20 protein-coding genes are annotated in these 22,347 nt (G+C 72.2%); 6 read left to right on the forward strand and 14 right to left on the reverse strand.

The window, feature by feature from the left end; all coding sequences use genetic code 11:
• Positions 1 to 304: 304 nt before the first annotated feature.
• Positions 305 to 1,135: a shikimate dehydrogenase gene (locus tag AB0P06_RS23845; RefSeq protein WP_363610494.1), complete on the reverse strand. Its 831-nt coding sequence runs from the start codon at positions 1,133 to 1,135 to the stop codon at positions 305 to 307.
• A gap of 37 nt (positions 1,136 to 1,172) precedes the next feature.
• Positions 1,173 to 2,474, reverse strand: a complete 1,302-nt coding sequence (gene mltG, locus AB0P06_RS23850) for an endolytic transglycosylase MltG (protein WP_363610496.1) — start codon at positions 2,472 to 2,474, stop codon at positions 1,173 to 1,175.
• On the opposite strand from mltG (AB0P06_RS23850), the gene AB0P06_RS23855 reads away from it, so the two are divergent.
• On the forward strand, positions 2,358 to 3,152 hold the full coding sequence (locus tag AB0P06_RS23855) for a hypothetical protein (protein ID WP_363610498.1): 795 nt from the start codon (positions 2,358 to 2,360) through the stop codon (positions 3,150 to 3,152). The genes mltG (AB0P06_RS23850) and AB0P06_RS23855 overlap by 117 nt on opposite strands.
• A gap of 147 nt (positions 3,153 to 3,299) precedes the next feature.
• Here the strand turns inward: AB0P06_RS23855 and mltG (AB0P06_RS23860) are convergent, their stop codons facing one another.
• The 5 genes from mltG (AB0P06_RS23860) to AB0P06_RS23880 form a co-directional block, all read right to left on the reverse strand.
• On the reverse strand, positions 3,300 to 4,580 hold the full coding sequence (mltG, locus tag AB0P06_RS23860) for an endolytic transglycosylase MltG (protein WP_363610500.1): 1,281 nt from the start codon (positions 4,578 to 4,580) through the stop codon (positions 3,300 to 3,302).
• Between the two features lie 87 nt (positions 4,581 to 4,667).
• Positions 4,668 to 5,153, reverse strand: a complete 486-nt coding sequence (gene ruvX, locus AB0P06_RS23865; protein WP_363610502.1) for a Holliday junction resolvase RuvX — start codon at positions 5,151 to 5,153, stop codon at positions 4,668 to 4,670.
• Positions 5,153 to 7,822, reverse strand: coding sequence for an alanine--tRNA ligase (alaS, locus tag AB0P06_RS23870; RefSeq protein ID WP_363610504.1), 2,670 nt, complete (start codon positions 7,820 to 7,822; stop codon positions 5,153 to 5,155). The genes ruvX and alaS overlap by 1 nt, the downstream gene beginning before the upstream one ends.
• Complete coding sequence (locus tag AB0P06_RS23875) at positions 7,822 to 8,262, reverse strand: DUF6167 family protein (RefSeq protein ID WP_363610506.1); 441 nt, start codon at positions 8,260 to 8,262, stop codon at positions 7,822 to 7,824. Before AB0P06_RS23875 ends, alaS begins: the two co-directional genes overlap by 1 nt.
• A gap of 4 nt (positions 8,263 to 8,266) precedes the next feature.
• Positions 8,267 to 8,743, reverse strand: a complete 477-nt coding sequence (locus AB0P06_RS23880; protein ID WP_363610508.1) for a DUF948 domain-containing protein — start codon at positions 8,741 to 8,743, stop codon at positions 8,267 to 8,269.
• A gap of 328 nt (positions 8,744 to 9,071) precedes the next feature.
• Between AB0P06_RS23880 and AB0P06_RS23885 the strand changes: the two genes are divergently transcribed.
• Together AB0P06_RS23885 and AB0P06_RS23890 are read left to right on the forward strand one after the other, a co-directional pair.
• The gene (locus AB0P06_RS23885; protein WP_363610510.1) at positions 9,072 to 10,427 is read left to right on the forward strand and encodes a hypothetical protein; all 1,356 of its coding nucleotides are present in this window, start codon (positions 9,072 to 9,074) and stop codon (positions 10,425 to 10,427) included.
• 140 nt (positions 10,428 to 10,567) lie between these two features.
• Positions 10,568 to 10,861 carry a tetratricopeptide repeat protein gene (locus AB0P06_RS23890; RefSeq protein ID WP_363610535.1) on the forward strand — a complete coding sequence of 98 codons (294 nt, stop codon included), beginning with the start codon at positions 10,568 to 10,570 and terminating at the stop codon, positions 10,859 to 10,861.
• A gap of 88 nt (positions 10,862 to 10,949) precedes the next feature.
• On the opposite strand, the gene rpsD is transcribed toward AB0P06_RS23890, so the two are convergent.
• The 3 genes from rpsD to ppk2 all read right to left on the reverse strand — a co-directional run bounded on the left by rpsD (position 10,950) and on the right by ppk2 (position 14,090).
• Entirely contained in the window at positions 10,950 to 11,564 is a 615-nt protein-coding gene (rpsD, locus tag AB0P06_RS23895; RefSeq protein ID WP_063346792.1) for a 30S ribosomal protein S4, read from the reverse strand.
• A gap of 317 nt (positions 11,565 to 11,881) precedes the next feature.
• Positions 11,882 to 13,231, reverse strand: a complete 1,350-nt coding sequence (locus AB0P06_RS23900; RefSeq protein ID WP_363610512.1) for a replication-associated recombination protein A — start codon at positions 13,229 to 13,231, stop codon at positions 11,882 to 11,884.
• Between the two features lie 34 nt (positions 13,232 to 13,265).
• Positions 13,266 to 14,090, reverse strand: coding sequence for a polyphosphate kinase 2 (gene ppk2 / locus AB0P06_RS23905; RefSeq protein ID WP_363610514.1), 825 nt, complete (start codon positions 14,088 to 14,090; stop codon positions 13,266 to 13,268).
• Positions 14,091 to 14,323: 233 nt separating this feature from the next.
• On the opposite strand from ppk2, the gene AB0P06_RS23910 reads away from it, so the two are divergent.
• A complete protein-coding gene (locus AB0P06_RS23910) occupies positions 14,324 to 15,232 on the forward strand; it encodes a LysR family transcriptional regulator (RefSeq protein ID WP_363610516.1) in 909 nt (302 codons plus the stop codon).
• A 13-nt stretch (positions 15,233 to 15,245) separates the two neighbouring features.
• On the opposite strand, the gene AB0P06_RS23915 is transcribed toward AB0P06_RS23910, so the two are convergent.
• From AB0P06_RS23915 to AB0P06_RS23930, 4 genes are all read right to left on the reverse strand, one after another.
• A complete protein-coding gene (locus tag AB0P06_RS23915) occupies positions 15,246 to 15,752 on the reverse strand; it encodes an N-acetyltransferase (protein ID WP_363610518.1) in 507 nt (168 codons plus the stop codon).
• Positions 15,753 to 15,844: 92 nt separating this feature from the next.
• On the reverse strand, positions 15,845 to 17,635 hold the full coding sequence (aspS, locus tag AB0P06_RS23920) for an aspartate--tRNA ligase (protein WP_363610520.1): 1,791 nt from the start codon (positions 17,633 to 17,635) through the stop codon (positions 15,845 to 15,847).
• Complete coding sequence (hisS, locus tag AB0P06_RS23925) at positions 17,632 to 18,894, reverse strand: histidine--tRNA ligase (protein ID WP_363610522.1); 1,263 nt, start codon at positions 18,892 to 18,894, stop codon at positions 17,632 to 17,634. Before hisS ends, aspS begins: the two co-directional genes overlap by 4 nt.
• 11 nt (positions 18,895 to 18,905) lie before the next feature.
• Entirely contained in the window at positions 18,906 to 19,613 is a 708-nt protein-coding gene (locus AB0P06_RS23930; protein ID WP_363610524.1) for an MBL fold metallo-hydrolase, read from the reverse strand.
• 257 nt (positions 19,614 to 19,870) lie between these two features.
• Between AB0P06_RS23930 and AB0P06_RS23935 the strand changes: the two genes are divergently transcribed.
• Positions 19,871 to 20,707 (forward strand): peptidylprolyl isomerase, encoded by an 837-nt coding sequence (locus tag AB0P06_RS23935; RefSeq protein WP_363610526.1) that lies wholly within the window; start codon positions 19,871 to 19,873, stop codon positions 20,705 to 20,707.
• Positions 20,708 to 20,969: 262 nt separating this feature from the next.
• Positions 20,970 to 22,199 carry a DUF349 domain-containing protein gene (locus tag AB0P06_RS23940; protein ID WP_363610531.1) on the forward strand — a complete coding sequence of 410 codons (1,230 nt, stop codon included), beginning with the start codon at positions 20,970 to 20,972 and terminating at the stop codon, positions 22,197 to 22,199.
• Positions 22,200 to 22,347 lie beyond the last annotated feature (148 nt).

Genomic DNA, 22,347 nt, shown 5'->3' on the forward strand with positions numbered 1-22,347 from the left:
GACCGGTCACGGACCTACCGCGACCCGCCCGGGCGTGCCTTGTCCCTGAATCCTTTCATGCCCCGGGCCGAGCCGGGCGCAGAGTCCGCGTGACGGACGGCGACCGGCCGACGGGCGGACGCGGACACGGCGTGACCAGCGGGGAACAGGAAGGAGGGCGGGAAAGGGAGCAGGAAGTCGGCGGGCCCGACCTCCTGCTCCGCGGGCGCGGCACCGCGACCCGGCACGTCATGCCGGGATGACACGACGCGTGAACCGGGCACCGAACGCCGGACCGGCACAACGCGCCACCGTCCGAAGCGCCTCAGCGGACCGCGAGAGCCGCCTCGCCCGCCGCGCGGATGGCCGCCAGCGGGCCCGGCGTACGACCGGTGAACTGCTCGTTCTGCAGCACCGCCTGATGGACCAGCAGGTCCAGACCGCCCAGCACCGTCGCACCGCGCTCCGCACAGGCGGCGGCCAGCGCCGTCGGCCAGGGGTGGTAGAGCACGTCGAACAGCGCCCCGGGGTCGGCCGGCAGCCGCTCGGCGAACCCGTCGGTGGCCCCGACCGGGGTGGTGGAGACGGTGAGCGGGTGCGCCAGCGCCTCGGCGCCGCGCTCCCAGTCGGCCGTCCGCACGGCGACACCCAGCCGCTCGCCCAGCTCGGCCACCTCCCGCGCCCGCTCCGCGCTGCGCACGTACACCGTCACCTCGCCCGTGCAGATCTGGGCGAGCGCCGCCAGCGCCGAGGAGGCCGTCGCCCCGGCTCCCAGCACCGCCGCGCCCGGCACCTCGGTGATCCCCCGCTCGCGCAGCGCGTTCACCAGCCCGGGGACGTCGGTGTTGTCCCCGGTCCGCCGCCCGTCGGCGGTGAACACCACCGTGTTCACCGCCTCCACCGAACGCGCCGTCGCGCTCACCTCGTCGAGCAGCGGGATGACCGCCCGCTTCAGCGGCATGGTGAGCGACAGGCCCGCCCACGCGGCCTCGTCCAGCCCGGCGACGAAGGCGGGCAGCCCCGCCTCGTCCACCTCGAACCGGTCGTAGCGCCAGCCGTCCAGCCCGAGCGCCGCGAAGGCGGCCCGGTGCAGGTCCGGCGAGAGCGAGTGGGCGATCGGCGAGCCCAGTACGGCGGCCCGGTGCTTGCTGGTCACGTTGGTTCTCCGAAACGGCGGTACGGCGGGGCGGGCACTACTTCGTGGTGCAGTGGCCGCGATCCTTGTCGAAGCCCTGGCCGGCCGCCGTGCAGTACTGCTCCACGTTGGCCAGGTGCTCCTTGTAGGTGTCCGAGAAGAGGGTCTTGATCGGGGACATCGCGATGAAGAACAGCCACTTGCCGTCCGCCGGGTTCAGCACCGCCTTGATGGCGTCGTCACCGGGGTTGGAGATCGGCGTCGGCGGCAGCCCCGCGTTGAGGTAGGTGTTGTACTTGTTGGACGCGTCGTCCATGTCCTTCCTGGTGAGGTCCTTGCGACCGAGCGAGTACTGCAGCGTGGTGTCCATACCGAGGCGGTGCTGGGTCTCGGTCTGGTTGGCCAGACGGTTCTGGATGGTCTTGGCCATCTTGCCGAAGTCCTCCGGGTTGTTGCCCTCGGCCTGGAGGATGCTGGCCTCGATGACCACCTCGTAGCCGGACTTGAGACCGATCTTGGAGGCCTCCGCGTCCAGGCCCGCATAGCGGTCGACGGCGTTCTTGACCATCTGCTTGAGCAGGTCCTCGGGCTTCATGCCCTCCGAGATCGAGTAGCGGGCCGGCCAGAGGAAGCCCTCGATGTTGCCGTTGGCGTACGGGGGCAGGCCGAGGCTGCCGATCTGGGCCTTGGCGACGTCGGCCGTGGTGCCCTTGGGCAGCTTCAGCTTGTCGTCGATCTTGACGTAGGTGGCGGCGGCCGTCAGCCCCTCCCGGATGATCAGCTTCTCGCCACCGTTCTCCTCCACCAGGTTCGCGACGGCGGCCTCGCCCGACATCTCACGGGGGAGGGAGTACGTCCCGGGCTGGATGGAGATGCACTTCGGGTTCTTCTCGCACGCGTTGGTGAAGGCCTTGACGCTCTTGACCACGCCGGCCTGCTTCAGCGCGAGACCCATCTGGGCCCCTACGGCGCCCTTCTTGATCTCCACCTGGACGGTGCCGGTGCCCTCACCGGCGAAGTCCGGGGGCGGCCCGAAGTGGTCCTGGTAGAAGCCGTAGCCCCACCAGCCGGCGCCGGCGAAACCGCCGAGCAGCACCAGGGCGACCACCAGGCAGGCCCCGCCGTTGCGACGGCCGGACTTCTTGCCCTTCTCCTTGCGCTTCTTCTGGGCCTCGCGGGAGCTGTCCTCCTCGCCGAGGAAGGTGTCCCGGTCCTCGTCGCCGTCCTCGTGGTAACCGCCTTCGTGGCCGTCCCACTCGTCCTCGGCGGCCTCGGGAACGGCCTCGGCCGGAGCCGCGCCCGACTCCAGCGCGGCGGCCTCCGCCTCCCAGTCGATACCGTCCGGACCCGGTCCGGCCACGGGCTCGGCCCGTCGCCGGGACGCCCGCCGCCCGCCCTGCGGCGGCTCGTCGGACTCCGGCGCCCCCGGCTGCCCGCCCTGCTGCGGCACCTGCTGCTGAACGGGCGGCTGCACACCCTGCTGGGGCATCGCCTGCTGCGGTACGCCCTGCTGCTGCTCGCCGGGCTGGGGCATCCCCTGCTGCGGATACTGCCCCTGCGGCACGCCCTGCTGCTGGAACGCCTGGAAGTTCTGCTGCTCGCCGGGCAGACCCTGCTGCCCCTGCTGCTGCGGATAGCCCTGCTGCGGATACCCCTGCTGCTGGCCCTGGTACCCCTGCTGGCCGGGGAAGCCCTGTCCGCCCTGGTCCTGCTGCTGCGGATACCCCTGCTGGCCGCCCCCGTACTGCGGCTGCCCCTGCTGGAACTGCTGCACAGGCTGCTGCGGCGGCTGCTGCCCGCCACCCGGGTAACCCTGCTGCGGGTAGCCCTGCTGCTGCGCCTGCTGCGGGTAGCCCTGCTGCGGCTGGCCCTGCTGGCCGGCACCGTACTGCTGGCCCTGCGGAACCTGCTGGGGATGCTGCTGCCACTGGCCGTCCTGCTGGCCGGGGACCGGCTGCTGGCCACCGTACCCCGGCTCCCCGGGGTGCCACGGCTCGGAGCCCTGGGGGCCGTAGCCCCGACCCAGATCGGTCATTGATCCCCTTACACCGACGGAGACGGCCGGAGGATCGGACCGGCCGTCCGGGACGGCGTCCCGGCTGTTCTCGAACCGGCGTGCTAGCGCATCGCCTGGAGGGAGACGTTACCGTACCGCAGACCGGCCCCCGGCAGGACAGACGTCCCGTCAGTGCCCCGCCGCACCCCCGGCCCCACCCTCCGGCGCGCCCGGCGACGCCCCGCTCGGATCACCGGTTCCCGTCCCCGCCGGCGCACTCCCCGAGGTGCTCGCCGAAGCGCTCGGCTTCGCCGTCTGGAGGGCGTTGAACTCCGCCACATTGCGCTGCTGCACCTCGAAGCTGTCGGTGAAACGGGTGTCCCCCGGCTTCACGGTGACGAAGTACAGCCAGTCCCCCTGCGCCGGATCGACGGCCGCCATGATCGCCTGGCGGCCCGGGTTGGAGATCGGCGTCGGCGGCAGCCCGGGGTGCTGGTAGGTGTTGTACGGGGAGTCCAGTCTGGTGTCGGTGACGGTGGTGTTCAGCGTCGACCGGCCGAGCGCGTAGTTGATCGTCGAGTCCAGCTGCAGCGGCATGTTCTTGGCCAGCCGGTTGTAGATGACCCGGGCCACCTTGGCCATGTCCTCGGTGTTGTCGGCCTCGCCCTGGACCATGCTGGCGATCGTCACCAGCCCGTACAGGCTCTGCCCGAGGTTCTGCGCGACGACGCCGGCATCGTCCCTGGCGAACTCCTTGCCGGCCCGCTCCACCATCTGTTTCAGCAGGTCGACCGCGGTGGTGCCCTCGGTGACGCTGTAGGTCGCGGGGAACAGATACCCCTCGACGCTGCCCTTGGTGAAGTCCGGCAGGCCCAGCTCGGCGGCCTGCTCCTGGGCGGCGCGCTGGGTGGTGCCGTCGGGCAGGTCGAGCCTCTTGTCGATCGCCGCGTAGATCTGGTTGCCGCGCCAGCCCTCGGGGATGGTCAGGCCGTTGGCGTTGGCCGGGTCGATCAGGACGGCGAGCGCCTCGGCCGCCGACATCCGCTGCCGCAGGGTGTAGGTGCCGGGCTGGATCCGCCCGGCGGCGGCCGCGCTGCCCTTCGCCGCCCGGGTGAAGGCGAGCGAGCTGGCCACCACGCCGTTGTGCACCAGGGCGGAGGCGATCTGGCTCAGGCCCGCGCCCTCGGGCACCGAGACCTGGACGCTGCCCGAACCGGCGCCCGCGTAGTCGGCGGCGGCCGGCGGATTCTGCTGGCCCTTCCACCAGGTGTACCCGACCAGCCCGGCCCCGCCGAAGACGGCCACCAGGGCGAGCGCGGTCAGCCCGCAGGCCAGCCCGTTACGCCAACGGTGTGGATCCGGCGCATCGGGTTGCGGACGGGGCGCGCCCGGCGGACGGCCCTCCGGTTCCAGGACCGGCGCACCGAGGTGGCCGGGAGTGAGCCCGGGCGTGAAGTCCTGATCGGTCATGGCGCCCCCTCGGCTGTCCCGGAACGGATGAGGGCCCGTGCGGACGCGTCCGCACGGGCCCCTCTCCGGGACGTTAGAACAGGGGGGTCAGTGGACCGCCTCGACGCTCTCACCCGGCGGGCGACCGCTCACCCGTTCGGACTCAAGGGCGGTCTGCAGGATCACCACCGCGGCGGCCTGGTCGACCACCGAGCGCCCCTTCTTGGCCTTCACGCCGGAGGCCCGCAGGCCGTGGGTCGCCGTGACGGTCGACATCCGCTCGTCCACCAGCCGGACCGGCACCGGGTGGAGCCGGTTGGCCAGCCGGACCGCGTACGCGCGGACCTTCTCCGCCGCCGGACCCTCCCTGCCGTTGAGCGAGCGCGGAAGGCCGACGATCACCTCCACCGCCTCGTACTCCTCGACGATGGCGGCGATCCGGGCCTGCGACTTGACCCCGGCGGGGACGGTCTCCACGGGTGTGGCGAGCACCCCGTCGGGGTCGCAGGACGCGACCCCGATCCGGGCGTCACCGACGTCGACGGCGATCCGCCGCCCCCGCCGGAAGGGCCGTTCCTGCTCTTCTCCGACCATCAGGCGGCGCGCTCCGCGACCAGGCCGCGCACCGCGGCGATGGCCTCGGCCACCGCGCCCGGGTTGGAGCCGCCGCCCTGGGCGACGTCGTCCTTGCCGCCACCGCCGCCGCCGAGGGTCTTGGCCGCGACCCGGACCAGCTCACCGGCCTTGATGCCGCGGCCGCGGGCGTCCTCGTTGGTGGCGATCACGGTCAGCGGGCGGTCGTTCGCCACGGTGAACGCGGCGACCACGGCCGGGCGCGAGCCGAGCCGGCCGCGCACGTCCAGGACCAGCTTGCGCAGCTCGTCCGCGCCGGTGCCGTCGGCGACCTTGGCGGCGACCACGGCGATCCCCTGCACGTCCTCGGCCGAGTCGGCCAGGCCGGCCGCGGCGGCGAGGACCTTCTCCGCGCGGAAGCGCTCGATCTCCTTCTCGGCGTCCTTGAGCTTGGCGAGCATGCCCGAGATCTTCTCCGGCAGCTCCTCCGGGCGGCCCTTGACCAGCTCGGTCAGCTGGGCGACGACCGTGTGCTCACGGGCCAGGAACTTGTACGCGTCCACGCCGACCAGCGCCTCGACACGGCGCACGCCGGAGCCGATCGAGGACTCGCCGAGCAGCTTCACCAGGCCCAGCTGGGCGGTGTTGCCGACGTGCGTGCCACCGCAGAGTTCCTTGGAGAAGTCCCCGATGGTGACGACCCGGACCTCGTCACCGTACTTCTCGCCGAACATCGCGATGGCGCCGGCCTTACGGGCCTGGTCCATCGTCATGACCTCGGCGGTGACGTCCAGCTCACGGGTGAGCACGTCGTTGATCTTCTGCTCGACGTCGACCAGGACGCTGCCGGGCACGGCGGCGGGTGAGCCGAAGTCGAAGCGGAAGCGGCCGGGGGCGTTCTCGGAGCCGGCCTGGGCGGCCGTCGGGCCGAGCGCGTCACGCAGCGCCTGGTGGGTCAGGTGGGTGGCCGAGTGGGCGCGGGCGATCGCCCGGCGGCGCTCGATGTCGATGGTGGCGTACGCCGAGGCGCCGAGCACGACCTCGCCGAACAGCACACCGCCGGAGTGCACGCTCACGCCCGGGACGGGCTGCTGCACGTCGCGGATCTCCACCACCGCGCCGGAGTCCAGCCGGATCCGGCCGTGGTCGGCGAGCTGGCCGCCGCCCTCGGCGTAGAACGGGGTGCGGTCGAGGATGATCTCGACCTCGTCGCCCTCGCTCGCGGCCGGCGCCGGGGAGCCGTTCACCAGCAGGCCGACCACGGTGGCCTCGCCCTCGGTGAGGCTGTAGCCGGTGAAGACGCTGGCGCCGGACCTGTCGGCGACCTCGCGGTACGCGGCGACGTCGGCGTGGCCCATCTTCTTGGCCTTGGCGTCCGCCTTGGCGCGGTCCCGCTGCTCCTGCATCAGCCGGCGGAAGCCGGACTCGTCCACCTGGAGGCCCTGCTCCTCGGCCATCTCCAGGGTGAGGTCGATCGGGAAGCCGTAGGTGTCGTGCAGCTTGAACGCCTGCTCGCCGGAGAGCACCGCGCCGCCGGCCTGCCGGGTCTCGGTGACCGCGGCGTCCAGCAGGTTGGTGCCGGCCTTCAGGGTCTGCAGGAAGGCGGTCTCCTCGGCGGCGACCACCGTCTCGATCCGCTTGCGCTCGGCCTCCAGCTCCGGGTACTGCGGGGCCATCGCCTTGATGGTGATGTCCGTGAGCTCCCTGGCCACCACGCCGTTGGCGCCCAGCAGGCGCATGTTGCGGATGGCGCGGCGCAGGATGCGGCGCAGCACGTAGCCGCGGCCCTCGTTGCCGGGGGTGACGCCGTCGCCGACCAGCATGACCGCGGTGCGGATGTGGTCGGTGACCACGCGCAGCGAGATGTCGGACTTGTGGTCGGCACCGTAGGTGTGGCCGGTCAGCTCGGCGGCGCGGTCGAGGATCAGCCGGCTGGTGTCGATCTCGAAGAGGTTGTCGACGCCCTGCAGGATGGCGGCGAGGCGCTCCAGGCCGAGGCCGGTGTCGATGTTCTTGCTCGGCAGGTCGCCGAGGATCTCGAAGCCGTCCTTGCCGTCACCGTGGCCGCGCTCGTACTGCATGAAGACCAGGTTCCAGATCTCCAGGTAGCGCTCGCCGTTGACGGCCGGGCCGCCCTCCTCGCCGTACGCGGGGCCGCGGTCGTAGTTGATCTCCGAGCACGGGCCGCAGGGGCCGGGGACGCCCATCGACCAGAAGTTGTCCTTCATGCCGAGGCGCTGGATCCGCTCGGAGGGCACGCCGATGACGTCCCGCCAGATCTGCTCGGCCTCGTCGTCGTCCTGGTAGACGGTGATCCAGAGCTTCTCCTTCTCCAGGCCGTAGCCACCCTCCGCGACGGGAGAGGTGAGCAGCTCCCAGGCGAACGTGATGGCTCCTTCCTTGAAGTAGTCCCCGAAGGAGAAGTTGCCGCACATCTGGAAGAACGAGCCGTGCCGGGTGGTCTTGCCGACCTCCTCGATGTCCAGGGTGCGCACGCACTTCTGCACGCTGGTGGCGCGCGAGAACTGCGGCTTGACCTCGCCCAGGAAGTACGGCTTGAAGGGCACCATGCCGGCGTTGACCAGCAGCAGGGTGGGGTCGTCGGCGACCAGGGACGCCGACGGAACGACGGTGTGGCCGCGCTCCTCGAAGAAGCGCAGCCAGCGGCGGCGGATCTCTGCCGACTCCATTAGTGGTCCTTCCGGTTCGGGATGCCGTCCCGCGGCGGCAGCGCGCGGCGGGACGTGTTGTCGATGGCTGGGGTGGCGTGGGCGCCGTTGGACACGATGCGGGCACTGCTGGGCGGAGGCAGGGCGGCGGCCGGGCTGCCGGGCGCCGCCGAGATAGCTCGGTACTGCGGCTCGCCCCTGAGGACCCGGCGGCGCCGGGGCTCGACGACGGCGGTGCCGTCCAGTCCGAGGTCCTCGCGCAGCTGCTCCTCACGCTCGGCCATGCCGGCCTTGACGTCCAGGGCGAACCGCTTCGCCGCGTCGCCCAGGTGCAGCGCACCGCGCGCGGCGGTGCCGGAGAGGCTGTCCGGGGTGAGCCGGTGCACGGCCTCGTTGGCCTTGTTCATGGCCCAGACGGTGGCGCCGGCGCCGACCGCCATCCAGAAGATGCGTCGCACCATGCCGTCAGCCCCTCACCGCGCGCCGGACCCTGGCCAGCAGGCCGCCCTTGGGCGCGGTCGCCGCGCGCACCTCGGCCCGGATCAGCCGGGCCAGCTCCTCGCGCTCGCCCGGCTGGGCGGGCAGCGTCAGGGTGCCGTTCTGCTTGGCGACGGCCTTGCGGACGCCGTAACTGAAGGCCGCGACCTTGACCAGCGGCCCGCCCAGGGTGGCCGCGACGGTGGAGGAGAGCGCGTTGGCGTTGGCGGCGGCGTCCTGCACATTGGCGGTGATCTCGTCCACCCGCTCCAGCTGCTCGTTGGCGCTGCGCACGGCGGCGCCGGCGTCGCTCAGCAGCGGCACGGCCTGTTCGGTCACGGCGGAGACCAGGACGGTGGCCTCCTTCAGTACGCGCGAGAGCCGCACCAGGACGACGGCGAGCAGGGTGACCAGGACCGCCCAGAACACGGCGACGAGCAACCCGGCCAGCTCTCCCACGGACACCTTGCGCGCTCCCTCGCCTTGCTGTTCTCCAAAGGGAACCCTATCGCGCCCATGCCCGGTTTCCGGACCGGGTTGTCGCCCCGGGGCGTCCCTGCGGATCCGGTCGGGTGTGCGAAGCCCGCGCGTAACCTACCGACCGGTCACCTCGTTCTGTCGGGCGGACCGTCGCCCGCACGGCCCGACGCACGTCCGGACCGCGAGGGTCCGGGCCCGGACACGGGAGCAGTTCTTGGCCGACGACTCGACAACCCAGTCCCCGGGCACGACGGCGCGGCGGCCGGAGCACGGCCCGCGCCTTGAGCTCTGCACGCAGCAGGAACGTTTGCTCTTGTCCCGGCTGTCCGTCTTCCCCGGCGACTTCGATCCGGAGGCCGCCGAGTACGTCTGCGCGGGCGACGGCATCGAGCCGGACGAGATGGCCGACCTGCTCGCCGGACTGGCCGGCAGGTCGGTCGTCCTGCGGGTGGGGGCGCCGCCCGGCAGCCGGGCCGGCGGCGGCAGCGCCCTCGGCGCCCGCTTCCGGCTGCCCGACCCGCTGCGCGAGTACGGCGGGCACCGGCTGCGCGCCACCGGCGAGAAGCACCGGCTGCTCCGCCGCCACCGCGACTGGTACCTGGGCGTGGCCACCTGGGGCGAGGTCGAGTGGTCCGGGCCGCACCAGGCGGAGACCGCCGAGCGGACCGGGGCCGCCCACCCCGACCTCCGTACGGCGCTGGAGTTCTGCCTCGCCGAGCCCGGCGAGGAGCAGAGCGCGCTGCGACTGGCGGGCGCCCTCTGGTTCTACTGGGCCGGCTGCGGCCACCCCGGCGAGGGCCGGCGCTGGCTGGACCGCGCGCTGGCGCTGGCCCCCGAGCCGACCGAGGCCCGCGCCAAGGCGCTCTGGGTGACCGGCTACCTGGCCACCCTCCAGGGCGATCCGGCCTCCGCCCGGCCCGTGCTGGAGGAGTGCCGCCGTCAGGCCCTGGCCACCGGTGACGACCGGGCGCTCGCCCACGCGCTCCACCGGCAGGGCTGCGCGGCCCTGATCGGCGACGAACCGGCCCTGGCCACCGGGCTGTTCGAGGAGGCGCTCCGGCGCTACCGGGCGATCGGCGAGCTGGACAGCACCGTCCTGATGGCCATGGTCGAGCTGGGCCTGGCCCGGCTGTTCCAGGGCGACCGGCCCGGCGGCGCGTTCTGGCTGGGCCGGGTCCGCGAGCTGTGCGAGCGGCACGGCGAGCGGTGGGCGTACGCGTGGGGGCTCTACGCGCTGGCGTACGCGCACTGGCTGGACGGCGACATACGGCTGGCCCGCGTCCGGGCCAGGGAGAGCGTCCGGCTCAGCCACCGGCTCCACGACCTGCCCGGCATCGCGCTGGCGATCGACGTGCTGGCGCTGCTGGAGACCGAGCCCACCGGTCCGGACCGGCCGGGCGACCTGCGCGAGGCCCGGGTGCTGCAGGGCGCCGCGCACCGGATCTGGCGGGCGGTGGGCAGGCCGTTCTTCGGCTCGCGCGGCTTCGGCGACCCCCATCGCATCTGCGAACGGCGGGCCGGGGCTGGGCTGACCGGGCGGGAGTCCGCCGGCTTCTTCGGCCGCGGCGCCCGGCTCGGCCTGGACGCGGCGGTCCGCCGGGCGCTCGGCGGCCACGGTGACGCGGAGGACCGGCCGGGCGGACGGCCCGGCGAACGACCGATGGAATAGTTGAAGATTGTCCATTGCTGGAGGGGGCAGCACCACCGCGAGAAACCGGTGAAGCCCCAGGCGCGGAGGACGCCGAAGGGCATCGACCGGCACCGAAAGGAGCGACCGTGGCCACCTACAGCGCCGCCGACGAGTACCGCATGGCGAAGTTCTCCTTCGACTCCAAGGCGTACTCCGACGCCGCCCGCCTCCTGGAGGCGGTCCTGGCCCAGGAGCCGGCCAACCTCTCCGTCCGGCTGCTGCTGGCCCGCAGCTACTACCACTCCGCCCAGCTGTCCCGGGCCGAGGCCGAACTGCGCCGCGTCCTGGACGCCGACCCCGCCGAGGACTACGCCCGGCTGATGCTCGGCCGCACCCTGGAGCGCCAGGGCCGCGCCGAGGAGGCCCGCCCGCACCTGCGGCTGGCCGCCGCGATGGCCGGCGGGGAGCTGTGACGGCAGAGCCGTGAAAAGGGGCGAGCCCCCGCCGCCTCGAGAGGCGACGGGGGCTCGCTGGGGTACACCGGGGTGCACCGCCCGCGGGTCAGCGCGAGTAGTACTCGACCACCAGCTGCTCGTCACAGATCACCGGGACCTCCTTGCGCTGCGGCGCACGGTCCAGGCGGAAGGCCAGGGCCTTCAGGTTGACCTCGAGGTACTTCGGGGTCTGGCCCTCGCCCGCGTAGCCACCCTCACGGGCGACCTGGAACGGGACCTTCTCCTTGCTGCGCTCGCGAACGGTCACGACGAAGCCCGGCTTCATCTGGTACGACGGCTTGTTGACCTTGCCGCCGTTGACCTCGATGTGGCCGTGGACGACCATCTGGCGGGCCTGGTAGATGGTGCGGGCAATGCCCGAACGCAGCACCAGGGAGTCCAGACGGGTCTCCAGCTCGGCGACGAGCGCCTCACCGGTCTTGCCCTCGGCCTTCTTCGCGCGGTCGAACGCGCGCGCCATCTGCTTCTCGCTCAGGTCGTACTGGGCGCGCAGACGCTGCTTCTCGAGCAGACGGACCTTGTAGTCCGAGTTCTGCTTGCGACCACGGCCGTGCTGGCCGGGCGGGTACGGGCGGGCCTCGAAGTACTTGACGGACTTCGGGGTCAGCGGCACGCCGAGCGCACGCGCGATCTTGACCTTGGGACGCTTCTGGTTCGCCATGAACCAAACCTTCCTTGCTTATGAATACGGCTTCACCAGGTGTTGACGGAGGTCGCTCCTCGCGACCCGGAGAAAAACCGCTCCACCCGCGGGTGGTGTGGTCAGCCGCTCTCCGGAGCCGGGCACGGATGTGCTTGCGCACGAGCGGCCCACCGAACCGGGGTTGGTGGGCTGCACGCGACACCGAAACGGTGCGCAACGCTCCTCAAGACCCCGCGAGGGGGTCTACGGCCAGTGCCCCGCTGGTGCGGCCGGTCAGCAAGGTCTCCCCTGCCGCCGTCCCGGGACATGGCACTCCGCACGAGTATACCCGCCGCTCACTCGCCCTTCAGCCGCCCCCTGGTCCACTCCACGATGTCCGCGTACCGGGCCTCCCCGCCGTGCCGGGTCGGCCGGTAGTACGCCTTGCCGTGCACCGCGTCCGGCGCGTACTGCTGCGCCGCGATGCCCTCCGGCAGGTCGTGCGGGTACTGGTAGCCCTGACCGTGCCCGAGCTTGCCCGCGCCGCCGTAGTGCGCGTCCCGCAGGTGCGGTGGCACCGCGCCCGCCAGCCCCTGCCGGACGTCCGCCAGCGCCGCGTCGATCGCCAGGTACGCGGCGTTCGACTTGGGTGCCAGCGCCAGCGCGATCGCCGCCTGGGAGAGGATGATCCGCGCCTCCGGGAAGCCGATCAGCGCCACCGCCTGGGCCGCCGCCACGGCCGTGGTCAGCGCCGTCGGATCGGCCAGGCCGACGTCCTCGCTGGCCGAGATCATCAGCCGCCGGGCGATGAACCGCGGATCCTCCCCCGCCTCGATCATCCGGGCCAGGTAGTGCAGGGTGGCGTCCACGTCACTGCCCCGGATCGACTTGATCAGCGCGCTGGCCACGTCGTAGTGCTGGTCGCCGTCCTTGTCGTACCGGACCGCGGCGTGGTTGACGGCGGTCTCGGTGGTGGCCAGCGTGATGCTCGCCTCCCCCTTCTCCAGCGCCGCGCCGGCCGCCGCCTCCAGCGTGGTGAGCGCCCGCCGGGCGTCCCCGCCGGCCAGCCGCACCAGGTGGTCCTCCGCCTCCTCGGAGAGCTCCAGCGAGCCCTCCAGACCGCGCTCGTCGGCCACCGCCCGGCGCAGCAGCGCCCGGATGTCGTCGTCGGTCAGCGACTCCAGCGTGAGCAGCAGCGAGCGCGACAGCAGCGGGGAGATCACCGAGAAGTACGGGTTCTCGGTGGTCGCGGCGATCAGCGTGACCCAGCGGTTCTCCACGGCGGGCAGCAGCGAGTCCTGCTGGGCCTTGGAGAACCGGTGGATCTCGTCCAGGAAGAGCACCGTCTCCCGGCCGCTCATACCGACCGCGCGGCGGGCGCCGTCGATCACCGCCCGGACCTCCTTGACCCCGGCGGTGATCGCGGACAGCTCGACGAAACGGCCCTCGACGGCCTGGCTGATCACATGCGCCAGCGTGGTCTTCCCGGTGCCGGGCGGCCCCCAGAGGATCACCGAGCTGGTCGCCGCCGGGCCGCGCGAGCCCGACACCAGCCGGCGCAGCGGTGAGCCGGGCTTCAGCAGCTGCCGCTGCCCGGCCACCTCGTCCAGGGTGCGCGGTCGCATCCGCACGGCGAGCGGGGCCCGCCCCGGCTCCTTGGCCTGGCGTTCCTCGGCGGCGGCGGTGAAGAGGTCCGGTTCGTCCACACCGGAAGCCTATGCGAGCCCACCGACAGGGCCGCTACTCCAGCCTGGCCGCATGGTCCGGCACGTACTTCTGCAGGTCGCGCGGGGGCCGCTGGTACCCACGGGGGGCCGGGCGGGGCGGCAGGTCGATCTTCGGCGGGGTGACCTCGTGGTACGGGACGCTGGAGAGCAGGTGGGCGATCATGTTGATCCGGGCCCGCCGCTTGTCGTCGCTCTCCACCACGTTCCAGGGCGACTCGGGGGTGTCGGTGTAGACGAACATCTCGTCCTTGGCCCGCGAGTAGTCCTCCCAGTGGGTGATCGACTCGACGTCCATCGGCGAGAGCTTCCAGCGCCGCATCGGGTCCTCCAGACGGTCCCGGAAGCGCCGCTGCTGCTCGGTGTCGCTGACCGAGAACCAGTACTTGCGCAGCAGCACGCCCGACTCGATCAGCATCCGCTCGAAGGTCGGGCACTGGTGCAGGAACTGCCAGTACTCCTCGTCTGTGCAGAAGCCCATCACCTTCTCGACGCCGGCCCGGTTGTACCAGCTGCGGTCGAACAGGACGATCTCCCCGGCGGCCGGCAGCTGCTCGACGTACCGCTGGAAGTACCACTGGGTGCGCTGGCGTTCGGTGGGGGTGGGCAGGGCGGCGACCCGGGCGATGCGCGGGTTCAGGTACTCGGTCACCCGCTTGATCGCGCCGCCCTTGCCCGCCGCGTCCCGCCCCTCGAACACGACCACCAGCCGGGCGCCCTCGGCGCGCACCCACTCCTGGAGCTTCACCAGCTCGTTCTGCAGCCGCAGCAGCTCCCGCTCGTACGGCTTCTTCGCCAGCCGCTCCGGCTGGGCGGACCGCTCATGCTGGACCTTGGCCACCTGGGTACCTCCGTCGCGGGACATCTGCCGGCCGAAGACCGGGGAGCGTGCTGATGAGCACTCACCGTAGGCGCAATGCGCCGCTCCCGCAGGTCCTGTCCGGTCGGCGCGGCAGCGGCGGCCCCCTGAACCGCCGCTGCCGGGCTCCCCCGTGGACCGGCCCGAGGGCCGGGTGATCACCTTGGCCCAGACCTGCCGGACCGGTCCAATATCCCGTTCCATAACCTTGGGGCATGGATGTGGACACCCGACTGCTGCGCGGCTTCACCGCGGTCTGCGAGGAGGGGCAGCTGACGGCCGCGGCGGCCCGGCTGTTCGTCTCGCAGCCGACCCTCACCAAGCAGATCCGCCAGCTGGAGGTACTGCTCGGGGTGGAGCTGTTCGAGCGCTCCCGCCGCGGTATGGCGCCCACGTCGGCCGGGCGGGCGCTGGCCGAGTACGCCGGGACCGTGCTGGCGGGCTGGGAGGACGCGCTGCGCGCCACCAGGGCGGCGGCGGCCGAGCAGGGCTCGACCCTGCGGGTGGGCTTCGAGGGCGGGATCATCAACCTGATGACCCGCCGCACGGTGGCGGACTTCACCCGGCGGATGCCCGGCTGGCAGGTGGAGCTGCGGCAGAACAACTGGCTCGATCCGACGTCCGGCCTGGCCACCGGCGAGATCGACCTCACGCTCTGGCACGGGCCGCCGTCGCTCTCCGAGCAGTACAGCGTCGCACTGCTCGGCAAGGAGCCGCGCTGTCTGGCGCTGCCGGCCGGGCACCGGCTGGCCGGGCGTGCGGTGATCGACTTCGAGGATCTGCTGGACGAGCCCTTCGTGGCGATCCCGCACGAGGCCGGCCACTGGCGCGACTACTGGCTGGCGGTCCGGGAGCGGGGCGGGCGGCCGGTGCGGATCGGCGCGGTGGCACGCAACACCGACGAGTGGCTGGCCGCGGTGGTGTGCGGCCAGGGCGTCGGTTTCGCCCCGGAGACGATGAGCAGGCTGGCGGCGCGGGAGGATGTCGCGTACCGGCCGGTGCGGGGGTTGAGCCCGAGCCAGGTCGGGCTCTACTGGCCGAAGGACCGGGAACCGACGCCCGCGATGGCCGCGTTCGTGCGCAGTTGCCGGACCACCGTCGGCTCCGGCGCCGACACGCCTTAGTACTCCAGCAGGACTAGACGGCTTCGAAGGGCTCGGGGTAGCGGCAGAGCCCGCGCGGGGCGCCGTCGTAGGCGGGCAGGGCGAGCGCCTGGAAGTAGATGTCCGGCACCTCGAACGGGCCGGTGACCTCGTGCCGTTGGGCCGGGGTGAACCCGAACCGGCCGTAGTAGTCCGGGTCTCCGAGAACGATGACGAGCTTCTCGCCCGCGTCCTCGGCGGCGGACAGCGCGGCCCGGACGACGAGTTCGCCGACGCCCTTGCGCTGCCACTCGGGGGCGACCGCGACGGGCGCGAGCGCCAGGCCCTTGCCGTCACCGACCGGCAGCCGGGTGAGCAGGGCGTGGCCGACCACCAGGCCGGACTCGTCCACCGCGACCACCGACAGCCCGGGCAGCCAGGCGGGATCGCGGCGCAGCGCGTCCACCAGGTCCGCCTCGTCGGGGCCGGGGAACGCGGCCATGTGGACCCGTCTGGTGGCGGGTGCGTCGTCGGGACACTCGATCCTGGTACTGACCTTCATGGGGGAACCCTCTCTGTGTCGCACGCCATTGTGGACCGGCCCCGGACGGTAGGTGAACCGTCCGGGGCCGTGAAAGGTTAGCCGATCAAGGGTCAGGCCTTGGGCTGGGCCTCGGACTTGGCGTCCTCGCGGACCTTCGGCTGGGCGTCCACACCGGCCTCCCGGCGCTGGGCCGGGGTGATCGGGGTCGGGGCGCCGGTCAGCGGGTCACCACCGGTGGACGTCTTCGGGAAGGCGATGACGTCGCGGATGGTGTCGTACCCGCCGAGCAGCGTGACGATCCGGTCGAGGCCGAAGGCCACACCGCCGTGCGGCGGCGGGCCGTAGTTGAAGGCGTCGAGCAGGAAGCCGAACTGCGAGGCGGCCTCCTCCTCGGAGAGGCCGATCGCGTCGAACGCCCGCTTCTGCACGTCGCGCTGGTGGATACGGATCGAACCGCCGCCCAGCTCCGAACCGTTGAGGACCAGGTCGTAGGCGTTGGAGAGGGCCGTACCCGGGTCGGTGTCGAAGGTGGCGAGCGACTCGGCGGTCGGGGCGGTGAACGGGTGGTGCACCGCGTGCCAGCCCTGGAACTCGCCCTTGTCGTCCTCGATCGGCTCGAACATCGGGAAGTCGACGACCCAGAGGAAGGCCCACGCGGACTCGTCGATCAGCCGGCAGCGGCGGCCGATCTCCAGGCGGGCGGCGCCGAGCAGCTCCTGCGAGGGGCGCTGCTTGCCGGCCGCGAAGAAGATCGCGTCGCCGTTCTTGGCACCCGCGGCGGCGGCCAGGCCGGCCAGGTGCTCCTCGGAGAGGTTCTTGGCGACCGGGCCGCGCAGCTCACCGGTCTCGGCGTCGATGACCACGTAGGCGAGGCCCCTGGCGCCGCGCGCCTTGGCCCAGTCCTGCCAGGCGTCGAGCGCCTTGCGGGGCTGCGAGGCGCCGCCGGGCATGACCACGGCACCGACGTACGGGGCCTGGAAGACGCGGAACGCGGTGCCCTTGAAGTACTCGGTGAGGTCGGTGAGTTCCTGTCCGAAGCGGACGTCCGGCTTGTCGGAGCCGTAGCGGGACATGGCGTCCGCGTAGGTCATCCGGGGCAGCGGGTTCGGGATCTCGTAGCCGTGCACCTCGCGCCAGATCGAGCCGACGATCTTCTCGCCGAGGGCCAGGATGTCCTCCTGGTCGACGAAGGAGGCCTCGATGTCGAGCTGGGTGAACTCCGGCTGGCGGTCGGCGCGGAAGTCCTCGTCGCGGAAGCAGCGCGCGATCTGGTAGTAGCGCTCCATACCGGCCACCATCAGCAGCTGCTTGAACAGCTGGGGCGACTGCGGCAGCGCGTACCAGTGGCCGGGCTGCAGGCGGACCGGGACGAGGAAGTCGCGGGCGCCCTCGGGGGTGGAGCGGGTGAGGTACGGCGTCTCGATGTCGAGGTAGTCGTTCTCCTCCATCACCCGGCGGATGATGTTGTTGACCTTGGAGCGCAGCCGCAGGCCCTTGGCCGGGCCCTCACGGCGCAGGTCCAGGTAGCGGTAGCGCAGCCGGACCTCCTCGTTGACCGTGCCGGGCTCGTACTCGGCGACCGGGAAGGGCAGCGGGGCGGCCTCGGAGAGCACCTCGATCTCGCTGACCACGACCTCGACCGCGCCGGTCGGGATGTCCGGGTTCTCGTTGCCCTCGGGGCGCACCCGGACGTCACCGACGACCTTGACGCAGTACTCGGCGCGCAGGCCGTGCACCGAGTCCAGGTCGCGGACCACGATCTGCACGGTGCCGGAGGCGTCGCGCAGGTCGATGAAGGCCACGCCGCCGTGGTCTCGGCGGCGGGCGACCCAGCCGGCCAGGGTGACGGTGGTGCCTGCGTGCTCCGGGCGGAGCGTGCCCGCGTCGTGCGTGCGGATCACAGCTGCTTCTCCTTCAGGGTGGTGACGAGTGCGTCGAGGGCGACGGGGTTCTGCTCGCCGGTGGTCAGGTCCTTGAGCTGGACGACGCCTTCGGCGAGGTCCCGGTCACCGGCCAGCACCGCGAAGCGGGCGCCGGAACGGTCGGCGGACTTCATGGCGTTCTTGATGCCCTTGACGCCGAAGGCGAGGTCGGTGGCGACGCCGGTCCGGCGCAGCTCGACCACCTTGGCGAAGAGGACGTTCTTGGCCTCGTCGCTGAGCGCGACGGCGTAGACCGAGGTGGTGGCGGGCAGGTCGAGGGCGATGCCCTCCGCCTCCATCGCCAGGTAGGTGCGGTCCACGCCGAGGCCCCAGCCGACCGAGGGCAGCGCCGGGCCGCCGAGCATCTCGGAGAGGCCGTCGTAGCGGCCGCCGCCGCCGATCGCGGACTGCGAGCCGAGACCGTTGTGCACGAACTCGAAGGTGGTGCGGGTGTAGTAGTCCAGCCCGCGGACCAGCTTGGGGTCGTCGACGAAGGCCACGCCGGCCGCGGTGAGCAGCTCGCGCACCTTCTCGTCGTACGCCTTGCACTCCTCGCAGAGGTAGTCGCGCAGCTTGGGGGCGTCGGTCAGCTGGGCCTGGACGGACTCGCGCTTGTCGTCGAGGACGCGCAGCGGGTTGATCCCGGCGCGGCGGCGGGTCTCCTCGTCGAGGTCCAGGCCGTCCAGGAACTCGACCAGGGCGGCGCGGTAGACCGGCCGGCACTGCTTGTCCCCGAGGCTGTTGATCAGCAGCGAGTAGTCGCTCAGGCCCAGCGAGCGGAAGGCGTCGTCGGCCAGGATGATCAGCTCGGCGTCCAGCGCCGGGTCCTCGGCGCCGATCGCCTCGGCGCCGACCTGGGCGAACTGGCGGTAGCGGCCGGCCTGCGGGCGCTCGTAGCGGTAGAAGGAGCCGGAGTACCAGAGCTTGACCGGGAGGTTGCCCAGCTTGTGCAGGTTGGCCTGGAGCGCCGCGCGGACCACCGAGGCGGTGCCCTCGGGGCGCAGCGCGAGGTCTTCCTTGCCGCGCTTGGTGAGCGAGAACATCTCCTTGGTGACGATGTCCGTGGACTCGCCGACACCGCGGGAGAACAGCTTGACGTCCTCGAAGACCGGGGTCTCGATGTAGCCGTAGCCGGCCCGGCGCAGCGGCGCGGAGAGGCTCTCGCGGATCGCCAGGAAGGTCGCGGAGCTGGGGGGCAGCAGGTCGTAGGTGCCCTTGGGGGCGGTGAAGGTGCTCAACTTCTCTTCCGTCACATTCCTCGTCGCGGGAAGGCCGGAGCGCCGAGCGCTCCCGCCGCCTGCCTGAGGTAGGGGTTGGTGGCGCGCTCGCGGCCGATGGTGGTCTGGGAGCCGTGGCCGGACAGGACCACGGTGGCATCGTCGAGGGGCAGGCACACCCGGGCCAGCGACCGCATGATCGCCTCGCTGTCTCCGCCCGGGAGGTCCGTGCGCCCGATGGAGCCGGCGAAGAGCAGGTCGCCCGAGAAGAGCACCGGAGGCAGGTCCTCGGCGCCGGGCGTCCGGAACGTCACCGACCCCTTGGTATGGCCGGGCGCGTGGTCGACGGTGAGCTTCAGACCGGCGAGCTCCAGCACGCTGCCGTCGGTGAGCTCGCGTACGTCGTCGGGTTCGCCGACGGTGAGCTCGCCCATCAGCTGGGTGCCGAGCGAGCGGCCGAGCGCCTTCTCCGGGTCGGCCATCATGTAGCGGTCCTCGGGGTGGATCCAGGCCGGGACGCCGCGGGCGCCGCAGACCGGGACCACGGAGGCGACGTGGTCGATGTGTCCGTGGGTGAGGACGACCGCGACGGGCTTCAGCCCGTGCTCGCGGATCAGCTCGTCGACGCCGGCGGCGGCCTGGTGGCCGGGGTCGACGATGACGCACTCCTCGCCGGGCGCCGGTGCGACCAGGTAGCAGTTGGTGCCCCAGGCTCCAGCGGGGAATCCGGCGATGAACACGCGAGTCCTTCATGATTCGGTCGACAGTGGCAGCTACACGATGTAACGCAGCCTACCGGCGGTCCGGGTCCGGTTGCGAACCAGACAGGGGGTGACAGGTTCACTTCACCATGACGGGTTCACCGCGTTCTTACAGCCGTGGTACCTACACTTGGCCGCCGATGGATGCGATGATCCGCTTCAGCATTCGTACCCACTCCCTCCCCGCCCGCCATCGGGCGGGGGACCCCCCAGCGCATATGTAGGAGACACGGCCGGTGGTCACCAGCGAACAGCGGCGGCGGCAGCTCGCCCGCGAGAAGTACGAGCGCCAGGCGCAGCGACGGGCCGAGGCCCACGCCGCGCGCAAGCGCCGCAACACGATCCTCGGCGCGTCGCTGGCCGTGGTCGTGCTGGCGGGCGGTGGCGCGCTGGTCGGCACCGGCGCCTTCGACTCGGACGACAAGAAGGACTCCGCTCCGACCGCGCAGGCCGCGCCCACCGCGACCGACGAGCCCACCACGCCGACCCGCAAGCCGGTCGAGGGCTGCGCCGACCCGGCGCCGGGCGCGCCGAACGGCAAGCAGTGGCAGGCCGAGCCGGCCATGACGGTCGACACGGCCGCCTCGTACACCGCGACGCTGGACAGCAACTGCGGCAAGGTGACGATCGCGCTGGACGCGGCCAAGGCGCCGCACACGGTGAACTCCTTCGCCTTCCTGACCGGCGAGCAGTACTTCGACCACACCAAGTGCCACCGGCTGACCACGGGCGGCATCTTCGTGCTGCAGTGCGGCGACCCGACCGCCAGCGCGACCGTCCCCGGCGGCACGGGCGGCCCCGGCTACAAGTTCGCCGACGAGAACCTGACCGGCGCGACCTACCCGGCGGGCACGGTGGCGATGGCCAACTCCGGCCCCGGCACCAACGGCAGCCAGTTCTTCCTGGTCTACAAGGACACCCAGCTGCCGCCGAGCTACACCCCCTTCGGCAAGATCACCGGCGGTCTGGACGTGGTCGAGAAGATCGCCGCCGCGGGCACCCTGGAAGGCGGTACGGACGGCCACCCGATGGCCGACGTCACCTTCAACTCGGTCACCGTCGCGAAGGGTTGATCCACGCCGGGGCCGCGTCGCCACCGCCCGCGAGGGGCGTCGGCGCGGCCCGGGCCCGAAATCGCCCGGCCCGGATGCGGACAGCACCGGGCCTGGTCGCCTATGTTGGCGTTGTGTAGGGTGCCCAGACCCGCCGGCCGTCACCCTCGGCAGCAGAGCACGGCGGACGGGACGGCGGACTCATCGGTCCGCCGCACATCAACTGTGGACGACGGACGCGTACCGCCCCGGCGCGGGCGCGACGTCATGTGGAGGACGCGCTATGAGCAGCGACCCGTGGGGCCGTGTCGACGAGCAGGGCACGGTCTACGTCAGGACAGCCGACGGCGAACGTGTCGTGGGTTCCTGGCAGGCCGGCTCGCCCGAGGAGGCTCTCGCCTACTTCGAGCGCAAGTACCAGGGCATCGAGGTGGAGATCGGCCTGCTGGAGAAGCGGGTGCGCACCACCGACCTGGCCGCGAAGGACGCCCAGGCCGCGCTGGAGCACCTGCGGTCGCAGGTCGTCGAGGCGCACGCGGTCGGTGACCTGGAGTCCCTGGCCAAGCGGCTGGACACGCTCGCCGGTGAGATCGAGAGCCGTCGTGAGGAGCGCAAGGCCGCCCGCGCCAAGGCGCAGGACGAGACCCGCGCCGCCAAGGAGGCCCTGGTCTCGGAGGCCGAGCAGCTCGCCGAGTCCACCCAGTGGCGGGAGGCCGGGGACCGGCTCCGCGCGCTGGTGGACACCTGGAAGGGCCTGCCCCGGCTGGACCGCAAGAGTGACGACGAGCTGTGGCACCGCTTCTCGCACGCCCGCTCGGTCTTCTCCAAGCACCGCAAGGCGCACTTCGCGACCCTGGACGCCGAGCGCGACCAGGCCAGGGCCGTCAAGGAGCGTCTGGTCACGGAGGCCGAGGCGCTCTCCTCGTCGACCGAGTGGGGCGAGACGGCGGCCCAGTACCGCGACCTGATGGCGCGCTGGAAGGCCGCCGGGCGCGCCCAGCGGGACATCGAGGACGAGCTGTGGGCGCGGTTCCGCGGCGCCCAGGACGTCTTCTTCCAGGCCCGTTCCGCGGTGTTCAGCGAGCGGGACGCCGAGCAGGTCGGCAACCAGAAGCTCAAGGAGGCGCTGGCGGCCGAGGCCGAGGCGATCCTGCCGATCACCGACCTGAAGGCCGCGAAGGCCGCGCTGCGCGACGTCAACGAGCGCTGGGAGGCGATCGGGCACGTGCCGCGCGACGCCCGTCCGAAGCTGGACGGCCGGCTGAACGCGGTCGAGCGGGCGATCCGCGAGGCCGAGGACGCCGAGTGGAAGCGCTCCAACCCGGAGGCCAAGGCCCGCGCCGCCGGCATGGTCGGCCTCTTCCAGGCGAAGGCCGACAAGATCCAGGCCGATCTGGACAAGGCCCGCGCGGCCGGCAACGCGAGCAAGGTCGCCAAGCTGGAGTCCGAGCTGGCCGGCGTGCGGACGCTGCTGGAGCAGGCGCACAAGAGCCAGGACGAGTTCAGCGGCTGATCCGGCATCCGGCTGACCCAGTCGGCCCGTTGAACGGAAAGGCCCCCGGGAGTCTTGGGTTCTAACGGTCCTCGCAACACCCGCGATCTGTGGGAGTTGCGAGGGCCGTGGCTGTTGGACGCGATGATCTTTCGGGTTTGAGGGAGCG

Origin of the sequence: Kitasatospora sp. NPDC088351 (assembly GCF_040685575.1) — a bacterium.
GTDB lineage: Bacteria > Actinomycetota > Actinomycetes > Streptomycetales > Streptomycetaceae > Kitasatospora.

Coding starts and splice junctions, on each gene's coding strand:
- AB0P06_RS23875 (WP_363610506.1), bottom strand. CDS start 8,262: ATGGTGCGACGCATCTTCTGGATGGCGGTCGGCGCCGGCGCCACCGTC.
- AB0P06_RS23910 (WP_363610516.1), top strand. CDS start 14,324: ATGGATGTGGACACCCGACTGCTGCGCGGCTTCACCGCGGTCTGCGAG.
- AB0P06_RS23940 (WP_363610531.1), top strand. CDS start 20,970: ATGAGCAGCGACCCGTGGGGCCGTGTCGACGAGCAGGGCACGGTCTAC.
- alaS (WP_363610504.1), bottom strand. CDS start 7,822: ATGGAGTCGGCAGAGATCCGCCGCCGCTGGCTGCGCTTCTTCGAGGAG.
- AB0P06_RS23915 (WP_363610518.1), bottom strand. CDS start 15,752: ATGAAGGTCAGTACCAGGATCGAGTGTCCCGACGACGCACCCGCCACC.
- mltG (WP_363610500.1), bottom strand. CDS start 4,580: ATGACCGATCAGGACTTCACGCCCGGGCTCACTCCCGGCCACCTCGGT.
- ruvX (WP_363610502.1), bottom strand. CDS start 5,153: ATGGTCGGAGAAGAGCAGGAACGGCCCTTCCGGCGGGGGCGGCGGATC.
- rpsD (WP_063346792.1), bottom strand. CDS start 11,564: ATGGCGAACCAGAAGCGTCCCAAGGTCAAGATCGCGCGTGCGCTCGGC.
- AB0P06_RS23890 (WP_363610535.1), top strand. CDS start 10,568: ATGGCGAAGTTCTCCTTCGACTCCAAGGCGTACTCCGACGCCGCCCGC.